Raw genomic sequence first — 17,627 nt, forward strand, 5'->3', positions numbered from 1 at the left:
TTACTTCTCGCTGGTGGCTGCCGTAGCCGCTTCCGTGTTGCGGGCAATGGCTTCGCGGCCGGCTTTCAGGATAGCTTGCTCCATGGCGGGCCAGTCGTCGCGCCAGCGGAAGCGCAGCTCCTGGCCGCGACGGATGCGCTCTAGTTGGTCTTCGCTCGTGCAGTTTTGGGTCAGCGTGGTGCTATTCATTGGGAGTTGTTGTAAGTCACACAGCGCTTTTGCAAGAATTGCATGAAATGAAAGAAATGTAGGCGGTAAAAAAAACGCGCCGCAGGGGCGGCGCGTCTTGGGCATTAGTCGATTTTCAAAACGGCCAGGAAGGCCTCTTGCGGGATTTCCACGGAACCCACCTGGCGCATCCGCTTCTTGCCCTCTTTCTGCTTCTCCAGCAGCTTGCGCTTACGCGAAATGTCGCCGCCGTAGCACTTGGCAATTACGTTTTTGCGCAAGGCCTTCACCGTTTCGCGGGCCACGATTTTCTGCCCGATAGCGGCCTGAATGGCAATTTCGAACATCTGCCGCGGCAGCAGCTCCTTGAGCTTTTCGCAGAGGCGCTTGCCCCAGTCGTAGCTCTTGGAGCGGTGCACGATGGCCGAGAGGGCGTCCACCTTCTCGCCGTTGAGCATCACGTCCAGCTTCACCATGTCGGACTGCCGGAAACCGATCAGCTCGTAGTCCAGCGAAGCGTAACCGCGCGAAATGGTCTTGAGCTTGTCGAAGAAGTCGAACACGATTTCCGACAGCGGCAGCTCAAACGCCAGCTCTACCCGCTCGGAAGTCAGGTACGACTGGCCCTTGATGATGCCGCGCTTCTCCATGCACAGGGTGATGATGGGGCCCACAAACTCGGCGGCGGTGATGATCTGCGCCTTAATGAAGGGCTCCTCGATGTGCTTGATGAGGTTGGGCTCAGGCATCTCGCTCGGGGCCGACACCATCTTCAGCTCGTCGCGGTTCGAAATGACCTTGAACTGCACCGAGGGCACGGTGGTAATCACGGTCATGTTGAACTCGCGCTCCAGGCGCTCCTGCACAATTTCCATGTGCAGCATGCCCAGGAAGCCGCAGCGGAAACCGAAGCCCAGAGCGGCCGAGGTTTCGGGCTCCCACACCAGCGAGGCGTCGTTGAGCTGCAGCTTCTCCATGCAGGAGCGCAGCTCTTCGTATTCAGTGGTATCAACGGGGTAGATACCGGCGAATACCATCGGCTTCACGTCCTCGAAGCCGACAATGGCCTCCTGCGTGGGCCGGGCCACGTGGGTGATGGTGTCGCCCACCTTCACCTCGCGAGCCTCCTTGATGCCCGAAATCAGGTAGCCCACGTTGCCGGCCGACATTTCGCCGCGCGGCTCCTGGTTGAGCTTGAGCACCCCGATTTCGTCGGCGCCGTATTCCTTGCCGGTGGCCAGGAAGCGTAGCTTGTCGCCCTTGCGCATGGTGCCGTTCTTGATGCGGAACAGCACTTCGATGCCGCGGTAGGAGTTGAAAACGGAATCGAAAATCAGGGCCTGCAGGGGCGCTTCCGGGTCGCCGGAGGGCGCGGGGATGCGCTCCACGATGGCGTTCAGGATTTCCTCGATGCCGATGCCGGCCTTGCCCGAGGCGTGGATGATGTCCTCGTGCTTGCAACCGATCAAATCCACGATTTCGTCCGAGACTTCCTCGGGCATGGCGTGGGGCAGATCGATTTTATTCAGCACCGGGATGATTTCCAGGTCGGCACCGATGGCCAGGTACAGGTTCGAAATGGTCTGCGCTTCGATGCCCTGCGAGGAGTCCACGATCAGCAGCGCGCCTTCACAGGCGGCAATGGAGCGCGACACTTCGTAGCTGAAGTCGACGTGACCGGGGGTATCGATGAGGTTGAGCGTGTACATTTCCCCTTTGTAGGGGAACTGCATCTGGATGGCGTGGCTCTTGATGGTGATGCCCCGCTCTCGCTCCAGATCCATGTTATCGAGCAGCTGCGCCTGCATCTCGCGCTGACTCACGGTGCTGGTAAATTCCAGCAGGCGGTCGGCCAGCGTGCTTTTGCCGTGGTCGATGTGGGCGATGATGCAGAAGTTGCGAATGTTCTTCACTCGGCGGGTATAAAGGCGTTATGCAACCGCGAAGGTAGCGTTTTTGGCCGGCAAAAGCTACCGGCGGACCGGTTTGCTGCTTGGCGGTACGGGGGCAACCCGCTTACATTAGCGGTAGTTCCCACGCCTATGTCCGTAACGTCTACCCCTGTTTCACACGCTTCGTCCGATGTTGGGCAGAAGTCAAAGATTGCCGGCGCCAACGCCACGCTGCTTTTCATTCTGGCCTACCTGACCGCCGACGGCCTGTACCGGCTGGCGACCATCGGGGTGGCCGCGGCGCTGGGTATTCCGGGCGTGTGGCACTTCAGCGCCATCCGGTTTCGGCTGGCCGACGCGGAGTGGTGGCGCACGGCGGTGGTGGCCGTGTACGGGGCCGGGCCGCTGGCCTGCCTGGCCCTGGCGGGCGGGGCCGCGTGGTGGTTCTGGCAGCGGGCGCGTTTCAAGCGCGGCTTGTTCAAGCAATACCTGCTGTGGCTGACGCTGCACGGGCTGAATCTGTTTTTTGGCGCCCTGGTGGCCGATACGTTTACCCAAAATGGCTTTTGGTACGTGCCCAGCTGGCTGTTTCTGGCCGGCAACATCGTCAATGTCGCGCTGGCTTTCATATTCGGCCTAGTGCTGCCGGTGCTGGGCTACCTGGCGGCCCCGCTGTTCCTGCAAAGCCACGATTCGCGCACGCTCATGCGTTACGAGCACCGCCGGCGCCTGCTACTTACCACGCTGCTGGCGCCCTGGCTGCTGGGCTCCGTCATCCTGTGCCTGGCTAAGTACCCCGACCTCAGCGTGAACGAGCGGCTGCACCTGAGCACGCTGCTGCTGGCCCTGCTGCCGCTGGCCCTGGCCTGCTCCAACGAGTTGTTCGAGTTTACCATCGAAGCCCCGCAGAAAACCCGCCTGGCGTGGGGCTTGGCCGTGCTCATGGCCCTGCTGCTCGGGGCGGGGCGGGTGGTACTTGGGCACGGCCTGACGTTCGGCTAGGCGTGACCGTTCGGCTTCGGCCTGCGTATGCGGGAGAGCAACCAACCCCAACCGAGCTATGGCCATTAAACTCAATCCCGAAGCCGTGCGATACGCGCACGAACTCATCCGCGACGGCAAAGTGCTGCACGACGAAGGGCACTGGCGGGAACACAACCCTGACGCCGACGCCGAAAACTCCTACCTCGACAAACACGACTACGCCGAATACGGCCGCTGGCACCTGGGCGTGGACAGCAGCGCGGGCGAGGACACGAAGGGCCGCTACAAATTTCCCGTGGGCGACTTCAAGAAGCTGCACCGCGACGGCCTGATTGCCGCCAAGGAGCGCGCCGCCCAGCAAGGCTACCACGACATCGAGAAAGCCGCCGACGAGCTGCTGCAGCTCGTCGATAAGCACCAGAAGAAATAGCGCCGCGCCGGTGCCGCTTCTCCCCGACCGCCGGGCTGCCTGTAGTTGGCAGCCCGGCGGTGTTGTTTAGACCCAGGTTCGGCGGGGCACGGGGGAGTTGCGTTATAAGGCTTCTACCCACCACCTGCCGCATGCATTCGTACCCACCGCTGGAAGATTACGGCCTGATTGGCAACCTGCACACCGTGGCGCTGGTGTCGAAAGCCGGTTCGCTGGACTACCTGCCGTTCACGCGCTTCGACTCCCCCACCATCTTCGCCGCCCTGCTCGACGCCGACAACGGCGGCCGCTGGACCCTCGGCCCCAGCGACCCGGCGGTGCGCAGCAAGCAACTTTACCTGCCCGATACCGGCGTGCTGATGACGCGCTTTTACTGCGAGGCGGGCATTGCCGAGCTCACCGACTTCATGCCCGTGAAGCAGCCCGGCCAACCCGGCACCGTGGTGCGGCTGCTGCGCGTCATCAAGGGCCGGTTGGCCTTCCGGCTGCACTGCGCCCCGCGCTTCGACTACGCCCGCACGCCCCACGCCGCGGAGCCGCAGCCCGATGGCAGCCTGCTCTTCCGCAGCCTGGGCCCCGACGCGTTTCAGTTTCGGCTGCTCAGCGACTGGCCCGTGACGGCCACCCCCGAGGGCGACGCCACCGGCAGCTGGGAGCTGCAGGCCGGCGACGCGGCCAGCTTCGTTATCGAGCCCGTGGTGGCCGACGCCCCCGGTTCCGGCCTCGCCGACCTGGCGGGCTACACCGCCGCAGCCCTGCAAGGCACGCTGCAGTTTTGGCGCGATTGGGTGGAGGGCAGCACCTACACCGGGCGCTGGCGCGAAATCGTGCTGCGCTCGGCCATTACGCTGAAGCTGCTCACCTCGCTGGAATTCGGCTCTACGGTGGCCGCCGCCACCTTCGGCCTGCCCGAATGCGTGGGTGGCCCGCGCAACTGGGACTACCGCTTCACCTGGATTCGCGACGCGGCCTTTACCATGTACGCGTTTCTGCGCCTGGGCTTCACGCAGGAGTCGAAGGACTTTCTGCGCTGGATCATGGAGCGCTGCCAGCAGCTGGCCGATGCCGGCGACCTGCAGCTGATGTACGCCGTGGACGGCAGCCCCGACCTGCCCGAGCAGGAGCTACCCCACCTCGATGGCTACCGCGGCTCCCGCCCGGTGCGCATCGGCAACGGCGCGGCCCAGCAGTTCCAGCTCGACATTTACGGGGAGCTGCTCGACACCATCTACCTCTACAACAAGTACGGCGGCGCCATCACCTTCGACTTCTGGCAGCACGTGAGCCGGCTGGCCGATTTCGTGGCTCAGAACTGGCAGCGCCCCGACCACGGCATGTGGGAAGTGCGCGACGAGCAGCGCGCGTTTCTTTCGGGCCGCATGATGTGCTGGGTGGCCCTGGACCGCGCCATCCGCATTGCCCGCGACCGGTCGTTTCCGGCCCCGCTGGCCGAGTGGCTCCGCGTGCGCGACGAGATTTATCACGACGTGTACCACCGCTACTGGAACGAGGAACGGCAGGCCTTTATGCAGTACCCCGGCGCCGCGGCCCTCGACGCCACGGCCCTGCTATTGCCGCTCATCCGCATGTTCAGCCCCGCCGAGCCGCGCATGCAGGCCACGCTGCGCACCATCGAAAAGGAGTTGCTGCTCGACTCGCTGCTCTTCCGCTACCGCACCGACGACGGTGCCACCGACGGCCTGCCCGGCGGCGAAGGGACCTTCACCATGTGCTCGTTCTGGTTTATCGAAAATCTGTCGCGCGCGGGGCAGCTCGACCGCGCCCGGCTGTTGTTTGAGAAGCTGCTGGGCTTTGCCAGCCCGCTGGGCTTGTACTCGGAGCAGATCGGGCCCGAAGGGGTGCAAATCGGCAACTACCCCCAGGCCTTCACCCACCTGGCGCTGATCAGCGCGGCGTTTCAGCTCAACCGCGACCTGGATGCCCGCCGCGGCGGCAGCAGCGAGGGGCGGCACTTCGTGTAAGCAACATTTTTGTGCGGGCGCGCAACCTCGGAGGGGCCGCCGCCCCTCTACCCGGAAACCTTTGTTCCCGATGATAGCCCGCACCCTGCGTTTACTGCTCCTCTTCAACATTCCTTTGGCCGCGGCGGCCCAGCATCTGGCGGGCCGCGTGGTAGCGGCCGGCTCCGAGCAGCCCGTGCCCTTTGCCACCGTCGGCATCAAAGGCCAGCCCGTAGGCACCACCGCCGACGAAGCGGGCCGGTTTGCATTTGCCCCCGCGGCCAGCCTGTCCGCTACCGATTCGGTGGTGATTTCCTGCGTGGGCTACCGCTCCCTGCGCCTGCCCGCGGCCGCGCTGCGGCAGGCCGGCGCCACGTATCTGCTGACGCCCGTCGTGCAGACCCTGCGCGAGGTGCAGGTGCGCCACGGCCAGGTGCGCCCCGCCACCCTGGGCGGCAAAGTGGAGCGCGGCACGGCGCATTGGAACACCGCCATCCGCGACGTATCGGCCGTGGGCGCCGACGAACGGGGCTGGGAAGTGGCCACCGTGCTGCCCGTGCGCCGCAGCTGCTACCTCGACGGCTTCAACCTGTACATCGAAGAAAACCAGTTTCGCCAGATCCGCCTGCGCTTCATGCTCTACGCCGTGGAGCACGGCCAGCCCACCCGGCTGCTGCTCACCGACGACATTCAATTCATGATTCCGAGCCAGCAAACCGGCTGGACGAACGTCGACCTGCGCGGCTACAACCTGCACCTGGAGCGCGGCCAGACCGTGGCCGCCGGCATTCAGTGGCTGCAGGGCGAACCGCTCACGGCCCAGAGTCACCGCTTCGGCGGGCCCGCTACTTTTCCGGCCCTGGGCCACCGCACGCTGGTCCGCGACAAAAGCGAGGCCCGGTGGCGCTCCTACCCCGCCAACGCCGGCATGTACCTCGACGTGCAGGAATACGACTAAGCGCCGAACCGGCTGGCAATAGCTTCCCGCAAGCGTTACCTTTGATAAACACGCGTTGCTAGCTTTATCCAGTTGTTTACTTTCCGTCGATTCTTCCGGCTTAGTGGGTTTCCCGCTGCCTCGGTTTATCCACTTATTGCGAGCGGCTTGCTTAGCGTCAGCGCCTTAAGCACCCGTGCCCAAACCGCACCCGCGCCCCTCGAAGGCCAGGTGCTCAACGCCCGCACCGGGCAGCCCGTGCCCTTTGCCACGCTGGGCGTGCCGCGCCGGGGCCTCGGCACCGTGGCCGACGAGCAGGGCCGCTACCTGCTGCGCCTGCCCGCCGGCTCGGCCGATACCCTGATTATCACCAGCGTCGGCTTCTCGCGCGAAGTAGTGCCGCCCGCGGTCCTGGCCGCTGGGCAGCGCGTGTTTCGGCTCATGCCCCAGGAGCAGCTTATCGACAATGTGGTGGTGGCCCACCGTGCGGTGCACCCCGCTACCCTCGGCCGCAAGCAGGACAAGGGCGACATCCGCTGGCTGGCCGGCAGCAGCGGCAAGCAGACCGTCGACGACGAATGGGGCTGGGAGCTGGGCACCGTGCTCCGGCCGAAACGCCCCGCGCTGCTGGAGGAATTCCACGTGTTCTTGTTCGACAACCGCTACGAGCGGCTGCGCTTCCGCCTCAACCTCTACGCCCTCGAAAACGGCCGGCCCGGCCGCGCCCTCCTTGCCCAGGACATCCAGCTTACCAGCGCCGCGCTGCAGAAGGGTTGGCTGAGCGTTGACCTGCGCCCCTACCACATTTCGCTCGACGCCCAGCCGGTGGTGGCCACCATTCAGTGGCTGCAAAGCGAGACAACCAAGCCCGAAAACAAGTACTTCAGCATCCCCGTCAAGCGCCAGCCCAAGCAGACCATGGTGGAGCGCGAAAACAGCCAGGCCCTCTGGACGCTGCACCCCATGCAGCCCAGCCTGTACTTCGATCTGCTGATGGAGTAGCCGGTTTACCGGGCGGCCGAAACCGAAGCGCCGTAGACAGGCTGGCCTTTATCGCGCAACTTGCCGCCGCGTCCCTTACCTGCCCGCTTATGCGCCCTGCCGACACCCGCCACCGCGGCCCCCACCCCGCCGACGTCGAACTGTTTGCGCCCCGCTGGCTGCCCGAGCTACGCCGCGCCGTGGCCGAAATGTCTTGGCTGCTGACGCGCGGCTACCCGCCGGGCGGCACCCTCAAGCTGGTCGGCGACCGGTATGCCCTCACCGAGCGGCAGCGCTGGGCCGTAGGGCGTGCCGCCTGCACCGACGAGCAGTACACGGGCCGCACCGCCAAGCAATTGCCCGCCGCCGGCCTCGGCGGCCGCCCCGTCGCCATCGACGGCTTCAACCTGCTCATCATCCTCGAAACGGCCCTGAGCGGCGGCGTGGTGCTGCGCGGCCGCGACACGGCCCTGCGCGACCTGTCCAGCATCCACGGCACCTACCGGGCGGTGCAGGAAACCGACCGCGCCATCCGCCTCGCGGCCGCCGCGCTGCTGCCCCTCAACCCCGGTCCTATCCGCTGGTTGCTCGATCAGCCCGTATCCAACAGCGGCCGCCTCGCCGCCCGCCTGCGCGACCTGGGCCCGGAACTCGGCTTGCCCTGGACGGCCGAAGTCGTGATGAACCCCGACCACGTGCTGGCCAGCACCACCGATATCGTCGTGACGTCCGATTCGGTGGTACTGGACCGCGCCGGGAGCTGGCTCAACCTGGCTGCCTTGGCGCTGGAAGCCGCGCCGCCGCGCTGGCTGCTGGACTTTGCCCAGCCCGACACGGACATTCCCCTCGCCTAGTGAATTCCACCACCCCTGGGCCGCTCACCCGAGCGGGATTTGAGCTATAGCATCATCCGAGGCCCCTCAGCCGCAGGTTTTACCTCTCTTACTCAACCGCTTTCGGCACCCGGCTTCATGACTGCGCGCAGCTGTTGCAACCGTTCACTTCCCGAATGGGCTCCTTTCTGCGTACCCTTCATCTTAGTTATTCGATGCTGATTTCCTGGATTTATTCCTCCAGCAGCGCGGCGCTGCTTGCCGCGTTGGCCTTCCCTCCCCAACAATCCCAAACCCAGGTGCTCGACGCCAGCACCGGCGCCCCCATACCCTACGCCTCCATCGGGGTCCAATTCAAGCCCGTCGGCACCGTAGCCGATGCCACCGGCCGCTTCGCCCCGCAAGCCCTGGCTGCCGCTCAGCCCGCCGACACCGTGCTGGTGACCTGCGTCGGCTATGCGCCCCAAAAGCTCCTGGCTAGCCAACTAGCCGATCTGCCCGCGGTCCGGCTAACGCCACAGCCGCACGCGCTCAGCGGCGTCACCGTCCGCGCCAGCGCCTGGAAACGCCAGCGCGTAGGCCACGAGGGCTCGTTCAGCTTTACGCACTACAATTTCCACCTCAACGGCGACGCCGAGCCCGCCCGCAAGCTGGGCCGCGAAGTGGGCACGGTACTGGCCCTGCGTCCCCAAAGCGAGTTGGAAGACGTGCACTTCTACGTCGGCAATAACTCCTTCCGCGGCGTGCGCCTGCGCCTGAACGTGCGCGCCCTCGACGCCGACGACAACCCCGCCGCCTCGCTCCTCACCCAGGACATTCACTACCAGTTGCCCGACGGTGCCAAAGGCTGGCAGCACCTCGACCTGCGCCCCTACCGCGTGCAGACGGGCCAGAACGACCGGGTAGCCGTGACCCTGGAGTGGATCGACGGCGCCCCCGACCCCGCCCGCGACTGGCAGGTGCTGCTGATGCCCGCTCCGCTAAACCCGCTGCACCGCATGGTCTACCGCGACAAATCCGCGGACCAATGGCACAGCCTGCGCGCCAGCCTGAGTTTGTACGTCACGGCCGTGAGCCCGCGGGACTAATCGAGGGCCGTATGCGCCGGAAATAGTCCGGGCTGGCCCGCTCTGGCTGACGTCAGCCGACAGCCGCTTATTAGGTATTGTAGTCCACCCACGTGTTTCACCGTATCTTTAGCCTATGCGTAATTCCCTCGAATCTGGTGGCATCCTGCTGGGCGGCTCCTACCTGGAGCGCATGAGCGACGACGAATTCTTCGACTTCTGTCAGCAGCACCCCGACCTGCGCATCGAGCGCACCGCCCATCACGAAATCCTGCTTATGTCGCCCACCGGCAGCCGCTCCGGCAAACGAAATTTTCGCCTTAACTTCCAGCTCGGTAAATGGTGGGAACACCACCAGGAGCTGGGCGAAGCGTTTGACTCCAACACTGGCTTCCGACTGCCTGACACCTCTATCCTCTCGCCCGACGCCTCTTGGGTATCGGCTGATAAGTGGAATGCCCTCACGCCGGAGCAGCAGGACAAGTTCGCTCCTCTGTGCCCGGAGTTCGTGGTAGAGCTGAAATCCAACACCGATTCGATCAAAGCCCTGCAAGCCAAGATGCACGACTGGCTGCGCAACGGCGCCCGGCTGGCCTGGCTGCTCGACCCAGACACCGAAACGGCCTTTATCTACCGCCCCGGCCAGCCCGAGCCCGAAACAGTGCAGGGCTTCGATAACGAGCTGTCCGGCGAAGCGGTGCTGCCCGGCTTCCGGCTGCGGCTTTCGGAGCTGCGGTGAGGCTGTTACAGTCGAACGATTTTCAAATCACCAGTCCGCCAAACATCAGTATCCCACCATAAAACATCCTGAAGGTCACGTACATCTTCTGGGAAGCGCTGACCATAAGCAGAGCCGTCTGTTCGACACCACTGGGATACAAAGCATATTGGCTGAGCCGGATAGTATGCTTTCTTCTTTTCGTTAAGCTCCGGTTGCCAGAATGATATCAGGCAGGTTTCAGTCCTCTCCAACAGGCTTCGGTCAAATTTGGCAGGGTATATAATCTGGCCGAGCCAGATTTTCAGGTTAGCCTCTCTGATTTCCTGCTTTTTATGATGCTTCTCATTTATCCGCGTTCTAAATTTTCCCTCCGTGATTCCACAATACAACGCCTTATCTGTTGATGCACGGCTGTATCTTTTTTTCCCAGTCAAAAGATATAAGCCATTGCCATCTGGTAATTCCTGGATTTGCTCATAGGTATAAGGGCCTTTCCAACGCAACACTACCGTTTCAAGAACTTCGCTGTTTTCCATAAGATATACTTTGCCACTAATATAGGAATTAGTGCCTAACACTCGTTAGCCCCGCGTGTCACCCCACCGGGGCTTTTTCGTACTTTAGCCGCCCATTTCCCACTCGTTCGGAATCTACCATGCACCCAGCTCCCGTAGCTCCCTATAAACCCCAGAACCACGTCCGCATCGTCACGGCGGCCGCGCTGTTCGACGGCCACGACGCGGCCATCAACATCATGCGCCGCATCATCCAGGCCAGCGGCGCCGAGGTCATTCACCTTGGCCACAACCGCTCGGTGCAGGAAATCGTGGACTGCGCCATCCAGGAAGACGCCCAGGCCATTGCCATTACCTCCTACCAGGGCGGCCACAACGAGTTCTTCAAGTACATGCACGACCTGCTGCAGGAGCGCGGCGCGGGTCACATCAAAATCTTCGGCGGCGGCGGCGGCGTGATTCTGCCCGCCGAAATCGAGGAGCTGCAGGGCTACGGCATCACCCGTATCTACTCGCCCGACGACGGCCGCGCCATGGGCCTGCAGGGCATGATCAACGACCTGCTCGAAAAAGCCGACTTCCCCACGGGCCAGAACCTGAACGGCGAAGCCGGCCACGTCAAGGAAAAAGACGCCCGCTCGCTGGGCCGCCTGATTTCGGCCGCCGAAAACTTCCCCGACGAGTTCGAGCGCGTGAAAGGCCAGCTCATTGCCGATTTCCAGAAGGCGGAGTTCGGCAGCGACCAGCGCATCAACGCGGCTTCGTCCTCGCCCAAGAAAGCCCCCATCCTCGGCATCACCGGCACCGGCGGCGCCGGTAAGTCGAGTTTGGTGGATGAGCTGGTGCGCCGCTTCCTGCTCGACTTCCCCGACAAGACCATTGCCATCATCTCGGTCGACCCGAGCAAGCGCAAGACCGGCGGCGCCCTACTCGGGGACCGTATCCGGATGAATGCCATCAACAACCCGCGCGTGTACATGCGCAGCCTGGCCACTCGCCAGAGCAACCTCGCCCTCTCGCGCTACGTGCAGGACGCGGTGGACGTGGTGCGCGCCGCCGACTTCGACCTCATCATCCTCGAAACCTCGGGCATCGGGCAGTCCGACACCGAAATCATCGAGCACAGCGACGCCAGCCTGTACGTGATGACGCCCGAGTACGGGGCGGCCACGCAGCTGGAGAAAATCGACATGCTCGACTTCGCCGACGTCATTGCGCTCAACAAATTTGACAAGCGCGGTGCCCAGGATGCGCTGCGCGACGTACGCAAGCAGTACCAGCGCAACCACCAGCTCTGGGAAACCAAGCTGGACGAGCTGCCCGTGTTCGGCACCATCGCCTCGCAGTTCAACGACCCGGGCATGAACCGCCTGTACCGGGCCGTGCTCAGCACCATTGAGCGCAAAACCGGGGCAGCCTTCCTGTCCCACCTCGAAACCTCGGAGGAACAAAGCGAGAAGGTGTATATCATTCCGCCCCACCGCACGCGTTACCTCTCCGAAATCACCGAAACCATCCGCCAATATGACCAGTGGGCCGATAAACAAGCCGAAACCGCTCAGCAGCTCTACGGACTCCGCCAAAGCCTTGACGCCGTCCGGAGCCTTGGCGCCGCAAACGGAACCGGGGGGAGCAGCCGCGACGGACTCCAGCCCGATCAGCTCACAGCCGGCCTGGAGAAAACCTTCGAGGAAATCAAACTCCGGCTGGACGGGCAAAACTGGAAACTCCTGGAAACCTGGCCGCAAAAGGTAGCCGCCTACAAAGCCCCGGAGTTCGTGTTTAAGGTGCGCGACAAGGAAATCCGCATCAAGACGCACTCCGAAACCCTCTCCCACCTGCAAGTGCCCAAGGTGGCCACCCCGCGCTACACCGCCTGGGGCGACCTGCTCAAGTGGATGCTGCAGGAAAACGTGCCCGGCGAGTTTCCCTACACCGCCGGCGTGTTCCCCTTCAAGCGCGAGGGCGAAGACCCCACCCGCATGTTCGCCGGCGAAGGCGGCCCGGAGCGCACCAACCGCCGCTTCCACTACGTGTCGGCCGGCCTGCCCGCCAAGCGCCTGAGCACCGCGTTTGACTCGGTGACGCTCTACGGCGAAGACCCCGACCACCGTCCCGACATCTACGGCAAAATCGGCAACGCCGGGGTGAGCATCTGCTGCCTCGACGACGCCAAGAAGCTCTACTCCGGCTTCAACCTCGCCGACCCGGTTACGTCGGTGTCGATGACCATCAACGGCCCCGCCGCCCAGCTGGCCGCCTTCTTCATGAACGCGGCCATCGACCAGCAGTGCGAGCTGTACATCAAGGAGCACGGCCTGGAAGCGGAAGTCAACCAGAAAATCGACGCTATCTACCGGGAGCTGGGCCAGGAGCGCCCGCGCTACCAGGGCCAGCTGCCCGAGGGCAACGACGGCCTGGGCCTGATGCTGCTGGGCGTGACCGGCGACCAGGTGCTGCCGGCCGAAGTGTACGGGCCCATCAAAGCGCGCACGCTGAGCCAGGTGCGCGGCACCGTGCAGGCCGACATCCTGAAGGAAGACCAGGCCCAGAACACCTGCATCTTCAGCACCGAGTTTGCCCTGCGTCTCATGGGCGACGTGCAGGAGTATTTTATCAAGGAGAAGGTCCGCAACTTCTACTCGGTCTCGATTTCGGGCTACCACATTGCCGAGGCCGGCGCCAACCCCATCACCCAGCTGGCCCTCACGCTCTCGAACGGCTTTACCTTCGTGGAGTACTACGTGAGCCGGGGCATGGACGTGAACGACTTCGCGCCCAACCTCTCCTTCTTCTTCTCCAACGGCATGGACCCCGAGTACGCCGTGATGGGCCGCGTGGCGCGCCGCATCTGGGCCAAGGCCATGAAGCTGAAGTACGGGGCCAATGCCCGCTCGCAGATGCTGAAGTACCACATCCAGACCTCGGGCCGCTCCCTGCACGCCCAGGAAATCGACTTCAACGACATCCGCACCACGCTGCAGGCGCTGTACGCCATCTACGACAACTGCAACTCGCTGCACACCAACGCCTACGACGAGGCCATTACCACGCCCACGGAGGAATCGGTGCGCCGGGCCATGGCCATTCAGCTCATCATCAACCGGGAGCTGGGCCTGGCCCGCAACGAAAACCCCATCCAGGGCTCCTTCATCATCGAGGAGCTGACCGACCTGGTGGAGGAAGCCGTGATGCTGGAGTTTGACCGCATCACCGAGCGCGGCGGCGTGCTGGGCGCCATGGAAACCATGTACCAGCGCGGCAAAATCCAGGAGGAAAGCCTGTACTACGAGATGCAGAAGCACACCGGCGAGCTGCCCATCATCGGCGTGAATACCTTCCTCTCCTCCAAAGGCTCGCCCACGGTGCAGCCGGCCGAGGTTATCCGCGCCACCGAGGAGGAAAAGCAGTACCAAATCACGATGCTGCAGGCCCTGCACGCCCGCAACCGCGACAAAGCTGAAGAAGCCCTGAAGCGCCTGCAGCAGGTGGCCGTGCAAAACGGCAACCTCTTCGAGGAGCTGATGGAAACGGTGAAGTCCTGCTCCCTCGGCCAGATTACCAACGCCCTGTTCGAAGTAGGCGGCCAGTACCGGCGGAATATGTAAGCTGAGGCGGCTGCTTTGCCATATAATAAGCCGAGTATACTTGTTATCTTGCATATCCAGCAAGATGGCTAGTATGCTCGGCTTCTAGTTTTTAGATAGTACAGAGCGAAGCCAAGTGAGTTAAACTTCCCTCCAAATCTTAGTTTTAATAAAATGCCATTCAAGGGAGTGAAAGTAGAAGCAGAGCCTGATTTTACGTTATGTTACGTAGAGGACTTCTGTATAGAATTCAAAAGAGAAATAAGAAATTGTTTAGCCAAACTATTCAGCGGCGCAGCCAATGTAAATGACAATTCAACTCTTTTTACATATAAGTGGACTGTTAAGGAATTTTTAGAACGATATAATGGGAAAGATTTAAAGACGAAAAAAGGAATGATAGGCGAATTACTTGCGCACATATTAATAAACAAGCATCATTTATTGCTTAAAACAGTATCAATTTTAGCTAACAAGGAAGAGAGAAGCATAAGAAAGGGCTTTGACATTATATATCTCCATGACACTGACAACTCAATATGGTATTCGGAAGTCAAGTCTGGAAACAGCAGACTAAAGGACTCGACAACCTATAACCGAGTATTACTAAATCGAGCTAAGACTGGATTAACAAATACTCTACTAGAAAATAGTGACTATCGATGGTTTAGTGCAATTGTCGACGCTAGATTAACTTTAGATGGTCCGGATAAAATAAAGGCTAGCGCACTCTTATCTAATGATTTTCCAAGTAAAGATCTAAGTGTTGGCACAAAGAGGAACGTAATTATAATAACAGTTTTATACCATTGTTTAACGGATAGAATCTTGTCTGATAATATAAAAAAATTCCAGAAAAAGCTTATCAAATCAGGTACGTTCCAAAAAAGCATAATCTTTTGCATACAAAAGACGACATACAAGAAAGTTGAACGTTTTTTGATTAAAGAATCCATTTAGCCATGAACAAGGAAACATTAACAATTCCGCAGTTTCGCAAGGCACTAACAAGCTCGTACTTTGAAATAGCTTACTCTAAGCTAATTTCTAATAACGCCGATTCACTAGAAGAGGAAGAAAAACATTATTTATTAAAAACGGCTATAATACTATTAAATCAAATTGATTCCAGCCTTGAAAAGCTAGGATATAGAATTATATTATCTTATTGCAACCAATTCAAATTTTATATACCACTATACGATGTATCTATAAACAAAGGGTACATTCCAATATCTAAATACATAGAGAGGAATTTTCTACAAGAAAGAAGAAGCGAATCCGAAAATCGTTTTTTCAATGTATTGCTTTCTTCTTATAAGGAAAACTTCGCACAGGATGGAATTTACTTATCAGAAGGCCAGCTAGATTTAGCAAAATTTGCTGCTTCAGCAGAAGGCGACTTTGCATTAGTCGCACCCACCTCATACGGCAAATCAGAAATAATCATAGATAAAATAAAGAAGAATAAATCCAAGAAAGTATGTGTGATTGTACCGACAAAATCATTGCTAGCGCAAACCAAACGACGGCTAATCAACAACGGCTCAGATAATGAACTGAATAAAATAATCACGCACCCTGATATGTATTTAAACAATCAGGAAAGCTTCATTGCTATACTTACTCAGGAGAGACTATTAAGATTAATACAAAAATTTCCCGATTTCACGCTTGATATTCTTCTTGTAGACGAAGCGCATAATTTATTAAAAGGAGACGATAGAGCAATTTTGCTAGCGCAAGTTTTATTAATAACAAGAAAAAGGAATCCAAATTCTATCATTAACTTCTTCTCTCCGTTCATAGCAGACACCCGTAGCCTAGAATCCCCATACTTACCCAAACAACTATCATATAAGAAGACTGAAGAATTCATAAAAATTGAGAAATATTTTTCTATTGACGTCCAGAATAATAAAAACCTTGAACTCTATGACCAATTCACAAATAAGTTTATTCCCATAACAGGCCATAGTGGCACCACCGATTTAATATTCGTTAGCAAACACAAAGCAAGCAAGAATATCATATACTTAAACAAGCCACGAGATATAGAAAATTTCTCAATAAAAGCAGCAACGACAGAGCCTGAAAGGAGCCTGAATAAAGGCATTGATGAACTTATAGCATCAATCGCAGAATACGTACATCCTGAATATTACCTTATTGATTGCATCAAAAAAGGCACAGTGTATCACCATGGCTCAGTACCTGACATTATAAGATTGTATATAGAAAGCGCTTTCTCACAGCAGCAATATTTTGAATATATCGTTACAAACTCAACCTTACTTGAAGGAGTAAATATCCCAGCTGACAAACTATTCATTCTATCACCTAAAATCGGCAATAGATACTTCACAAAACCAGAATTAAAAAACCTTATAGGGCGAATATGCAGGTTCAGTGAAATTTTTCACAGCTCAACAGGAAGCTTACAGCGCCTGGAGCCATCAATATATTTTATTAAAGGACAATATGTTAGCAACAAGGCAAACATTAATAATTTTATAGAACGCTCATTAAGATCTGACCTAGTCATCTTGGACGACATTGATAATGTACTTCTAAAAGACATTGATGATATAGAAGACTCTGATGAGAAGTCTAAAGCAGCAGAATCGTTAGAATATCTTGAGAACATCGAACCTAACACAGTTGATAGCAATTCTGTGACTTATGCACAATCAATAATCGCGCAGTTATGCTATAAAAACAACGTTCACGATTTCGATATCAAGAAAAACGAAGAAATTTTAAAGAAAAATTTTGCAGAAAACCTACTATTTGATATAAATACATCATCTTACCTAATACGAGCAATAACATTACTCTTTACCAGAGACATTGATATCTTGAACGAGCATTTCAAAAGAATGACGTCCCCTAGCGTTCAGCGGTACTACACCATTCTTTTGCAATGGAAGGCAGATGCTCTACCATTTAGTCAGATGGTTATTAATCTTGTAAACCTCTGGATGTCTTCTGATAACCCATTGATCTACGTAGGCAATAAATGGGGCGACATCAACTACGAACAGAAAAAAGGATCAAATGGATACATAAACCGTAACCAGAAAACCGAAAAACAGCTTATCAATCTCGCTATTGTAAGAACCAAGGAGGAACAGGATTACATAGACAACTACCTAGTTAAATATATCGAAATAATAAATGGACTAGGACTTATTGAGAACATGTTTTACAATAAAATAAAATACGGAACTGACAATCAGACCATAATCTGTTTTCTTAAGAACGGCTTTACTATAGAGCTGGCTCAAACACTCACAAAAGAAATTTACCAAGATTACATAACAATAGACCTTGAAACTGATACTATTATTATCAATCCAAACATAGCTCAAGCAATGTCAGAGAATGGAGAAAACAGAATACTAGTTTTTGAGGTCAAATATCATATCAGATAATAGCCCGGCTGGTATACGTCACAGATGTATACCAGCCAATATAGGTTGAACCAATACACAGAAGCCCCAGCCTCCCTAAGCCGCCCCAGCGGCCAGCCGCTCGGAGTCGTCCGGGCG

General features: G+C 58.1%; 14 protein-coding genes. 11 read left to right on the plus strand and 3 right to left on the minus strand.

Annotated elements, in window-relative coordinates; all coding sequences use genetic code 11:
• Together B0919_RS04420 and lepA are read right to left on the minus strand one after the other, a co-directional pair.
• Positions 1–189 carry a hypothetical protein gene (locus tag B0919_RS04420; protein ID WP_078011011.1) on the minus strand — a complete coding sequence of 63 codons (189 nt, stop codon included), beginning with the start codon at positions 187–189 and terminating at the stop codon, positions 1–3.
• Between the two features lie 104 nt (positions 190–293).
• Positions 294–2,081 (minus strand): translation elongation factor 4, encoded by a 1,788-nt coding sequence (gene lepA / locus B0919_RS04425; protein ID WP_078011012.1) that lies wholly within the window; start codon positions 2,079–2,081, stop codon positions 294–296.
• 129 nt (positions 2,082–2,210) lie between these two features.
• Between lepA and B0919_RS04430 the strand changes: the two genes are divergently transcribed.
• The 8 genes from B0919_RS04430 to B0919_RS04465 all read left to right on the plus strand — a co-directional run bounded on the left by B0919_RS04430 (position 2,211) and on the right by B0919_RS04465 (position 9,992).
• Positions 2,211–3,062 carry a hypothetical protein gene (locus tag B0919_RS04430; RefSeq protein ID WP_078011013.1) on the plus strand — a complete coding sequence of 284 codons (852 nt, stop codon included), beginning with the start codon at positions 2,211–2,213 and terminating at the stop codon, positions 3,060–3,062.
• 58 nt (positions 3,063–3,120) lie between these two features.
• A complete protein-coding gene (locus tag B0919_RS04435) occupies positions 3,121–3,474 on the plus strand; it encodes a hypothetical protein (protein WP_078011014.1) in 354 nt (117 codons plus the stop codon).
• A gap of 131 nt (positions 3,475–3,605) precedes the next feature.
• On the plus strand, positions 3,606–5,456 hold the full coding sequence (locus B0919_RS04440) for a glycoside hydrolase family 15 protein (protein ID WP_078011015.1): 1,851 nt from the start codon (positions 3,606–3,608) through the stop codon (positions 5,454–5,456).
• A gap of 70 nt (positions 5,457–5,526) precedes the next feature.
• A complete protein-coding gene (locus tag B0919_RS04445; protein ID WP_176132847.1) occupies positions 5,527–6,393 on the plus strand; it encodes a carboxypeptidase-like regulatory domain-containing protein in 867 nt (288 codons plus the stop codon).
• A 147-nt stretch (positions 6,394–6,540) separates the two neighbouring features.
• Positions 6,541–7,374 carry a carboxypeptidase-like regulatory domain-containing protein gene (locus tag B0919_RS04450; RefSeq protein WP_176132848.1) on the plus strand — a complete coding sequence of 278 codons (834 nt, stop codon included), beginning with the start codon at positions 6,541–6,543 and terminating at the stop codon, positions 7,372–7,374.
• Between the two features lie 89 nt (positions 7,375–7,463).
• A complete protein-coding gene (locus B0919_RS04455; RefSeq protein ID WP_078011018.1) occupies positions 7,464–8,207 on the plus strand; it encodes a DUF434 domain-containing protein in 744 nt (247 codons plus the stop codon).
• A gap of 194 nt (positions 8,208–8,401) precedes the next feature.
• Positions 8,402–9,274 (plus strand): hypothetical protein, encoded by an 873-nt coding sequence (locus tag B0919_RS04460; protein WP_078011019.1) that lies wholly within the window; start codon positions 8,402–8,404, stop codon positions 9,272–9,274.
• A gap of 115 nt (positions 9,275–9,389) precedes the next feature.
• Positions 9,390–9,992 carry a Uma2 family endonuclease gene (locus tag B0919_RS04465; protein ID WP_078011020.1) on the plus strand — a complete coding sequence of 201 codons (603 nt, stop codon included), beginning with the start codon at positions 9,390–9,392 and terminating at the stop codon, positions 9,990–9,992.
• A gap of 5 nt (positions 9,993–9,997) precedes the next feature.
• Here the strand turns inward: B0919_RS04465 and B0919_RS24585 are convergent, their stop codons facing one another.
• Complete coding sequence (locus B0919_RS24585; RefSeq protein ID WP_139361905.1) at positions 9,998–10,510, minus strand: hypothetical protein; 513 nt, start codon at positions 10,508–10,510, stop codon at positions 9,998–10,000.
• 119 nt (positions 10,511–10,629) lie between these two features.
• On the opposite strand from B0919_RS24585, the gene B0919_RS04470 reads away from it, so the two are divergent.
• The 3 genes from B0919_RS04470 (at position 10,630) to B0919_RS04480 (ending at position 17,510) form a co-directional block, all read left to right on the plus strand.
• Complete coding sequence (locus tag B0919_RS04470; RefSeq protein WP_078011021.1) at positions 10,630–14,097, plus strand: methylmalonyl-CoA mutase family protein; 3,468 nt, start codon at positions 10,630–10,632, stop codon at positions 14,095–14,097.
• A gap of 168 nt (positions 14,098–14,265) precedes the next feature.
• Positions 14,266–15,036 carry a Hachiman antiphage defense system protein HamA gene (locus B0919_RS04475; RefSeq protein WP_176132849.1) on the plus strand — a complete coding sequence of 257 codons (771 nt, stop codon included), beginning with the start codon at positions 14,266–14,268 and terminating at the stop codon, positions 15,034–15,036.
• Positions 15,037–15,038: 2 nt separating this feature from the next.
• Positions 15,039–17,510 (plus strand): DEAD/DEAH box helicase, encoded by a 2,472-nt coding sequence (locus B0919_RS04480; RefSeq protein WP_078011023.1) that lies wholly within the window; start codon positions 15,039–15,041, stop codon positions 17,508–17,510.
• The last annotated feature ends 117 nt before the right edge of the window (positions 17,511–17,627 follow it).

Origin of the sequence: Hymenobacter sp. CRA2 (genome assembly GCF_002007105.1) — a bacterium.
GTDB lineage: Bacteria > Bacteroidota > Bacteroidia > Cytophagales > Hymenobacteraceae > Solirubrum.

What these genes read in the sequence shown, in the direction of transcription:
- B0919_RS04420 (WP_078011011.1), bottom strand. Translation starts at nt 189, where the DNA reads ATGAATAGCACCACGCTGACCCAAAACTGCACGAGCGAAGACCAACTA.
- B0919_RS04430 (WP_078011013.1), top strand. Translation starts at nt 2,211, where the DNA reads ATGTCCGTAACGTCTACCCCTGTTTCACACGCTTCGTCCGATGTTGGG.
- B0919_RS04435 (WP_078011014.1), top strand. Translation starts at nt 3,121, where the DNA reads ATGGCCATTAAACTCAATCCCGAAGCCGTGCGATACGCGCACGAACTC.
- B0919_RS04440 (WP_078011015.1), top strand. Translation starts at nt 3,606, where the DNA reads ATGCATTCGTACCCACCGCTGGAAGATTACGGCCTGATTGGCAACCTG.
- B0919_RS04445 (WP_176132847.1), top strand. Translation starts at nt 5,527, where the DNA reads ATGATAGCCCGCACCCTGCGTTTACTGCTCCTCTTCAACATTCCTTTG.
- B0919_RS04455 (WP_078011018.1), top strand. Translation starts at nt 7,464, where the DNA reads ATGCGCCCTGCCGACACCCGCCACCGCGGCCCCCACCCCGCCGACGTC.
- B0919_RS04460 (WP_078011019.1), top strand. Translation starts at nt 8,402, where the DNA reads ATGCTGATTTCCTGGATTTATTCCTCCAGCAGCGCGGCGCTGCTTGCC.
- B0919_RS04465 (WP_078011020.1), top strand. Translation starts at nt 9,390, where the DNA reads ATGCGTAATTCCCTCGAATCTGGTGGCATCCTGCTGGGCGGCTCCTAC.
- B0919_RS24585 (WP_139361905.1), bottom strand. Translation starts at nt 10,510, where the DNA reads ATGGAAAACAGCGAAGTTCTTGAAACGGTAGTGTTGCGTTGGAAAGGC.
- B0919_RS04470 (WP_078011021.1), top strand. Translation starts at nt 10,630, where the DNA reads ATGCACCCAGCTCCCGTAGCTCCCTATAAACCCCAGAACCACGTCCGC.
- B0919_RS04480 (WP_078011023.1), top strand. Translation starts at nt 15,039, where the DNA reads ATGAACAAGGAAACATTAACAATTCCGCAGTTTCGCAAGGCACTAACA.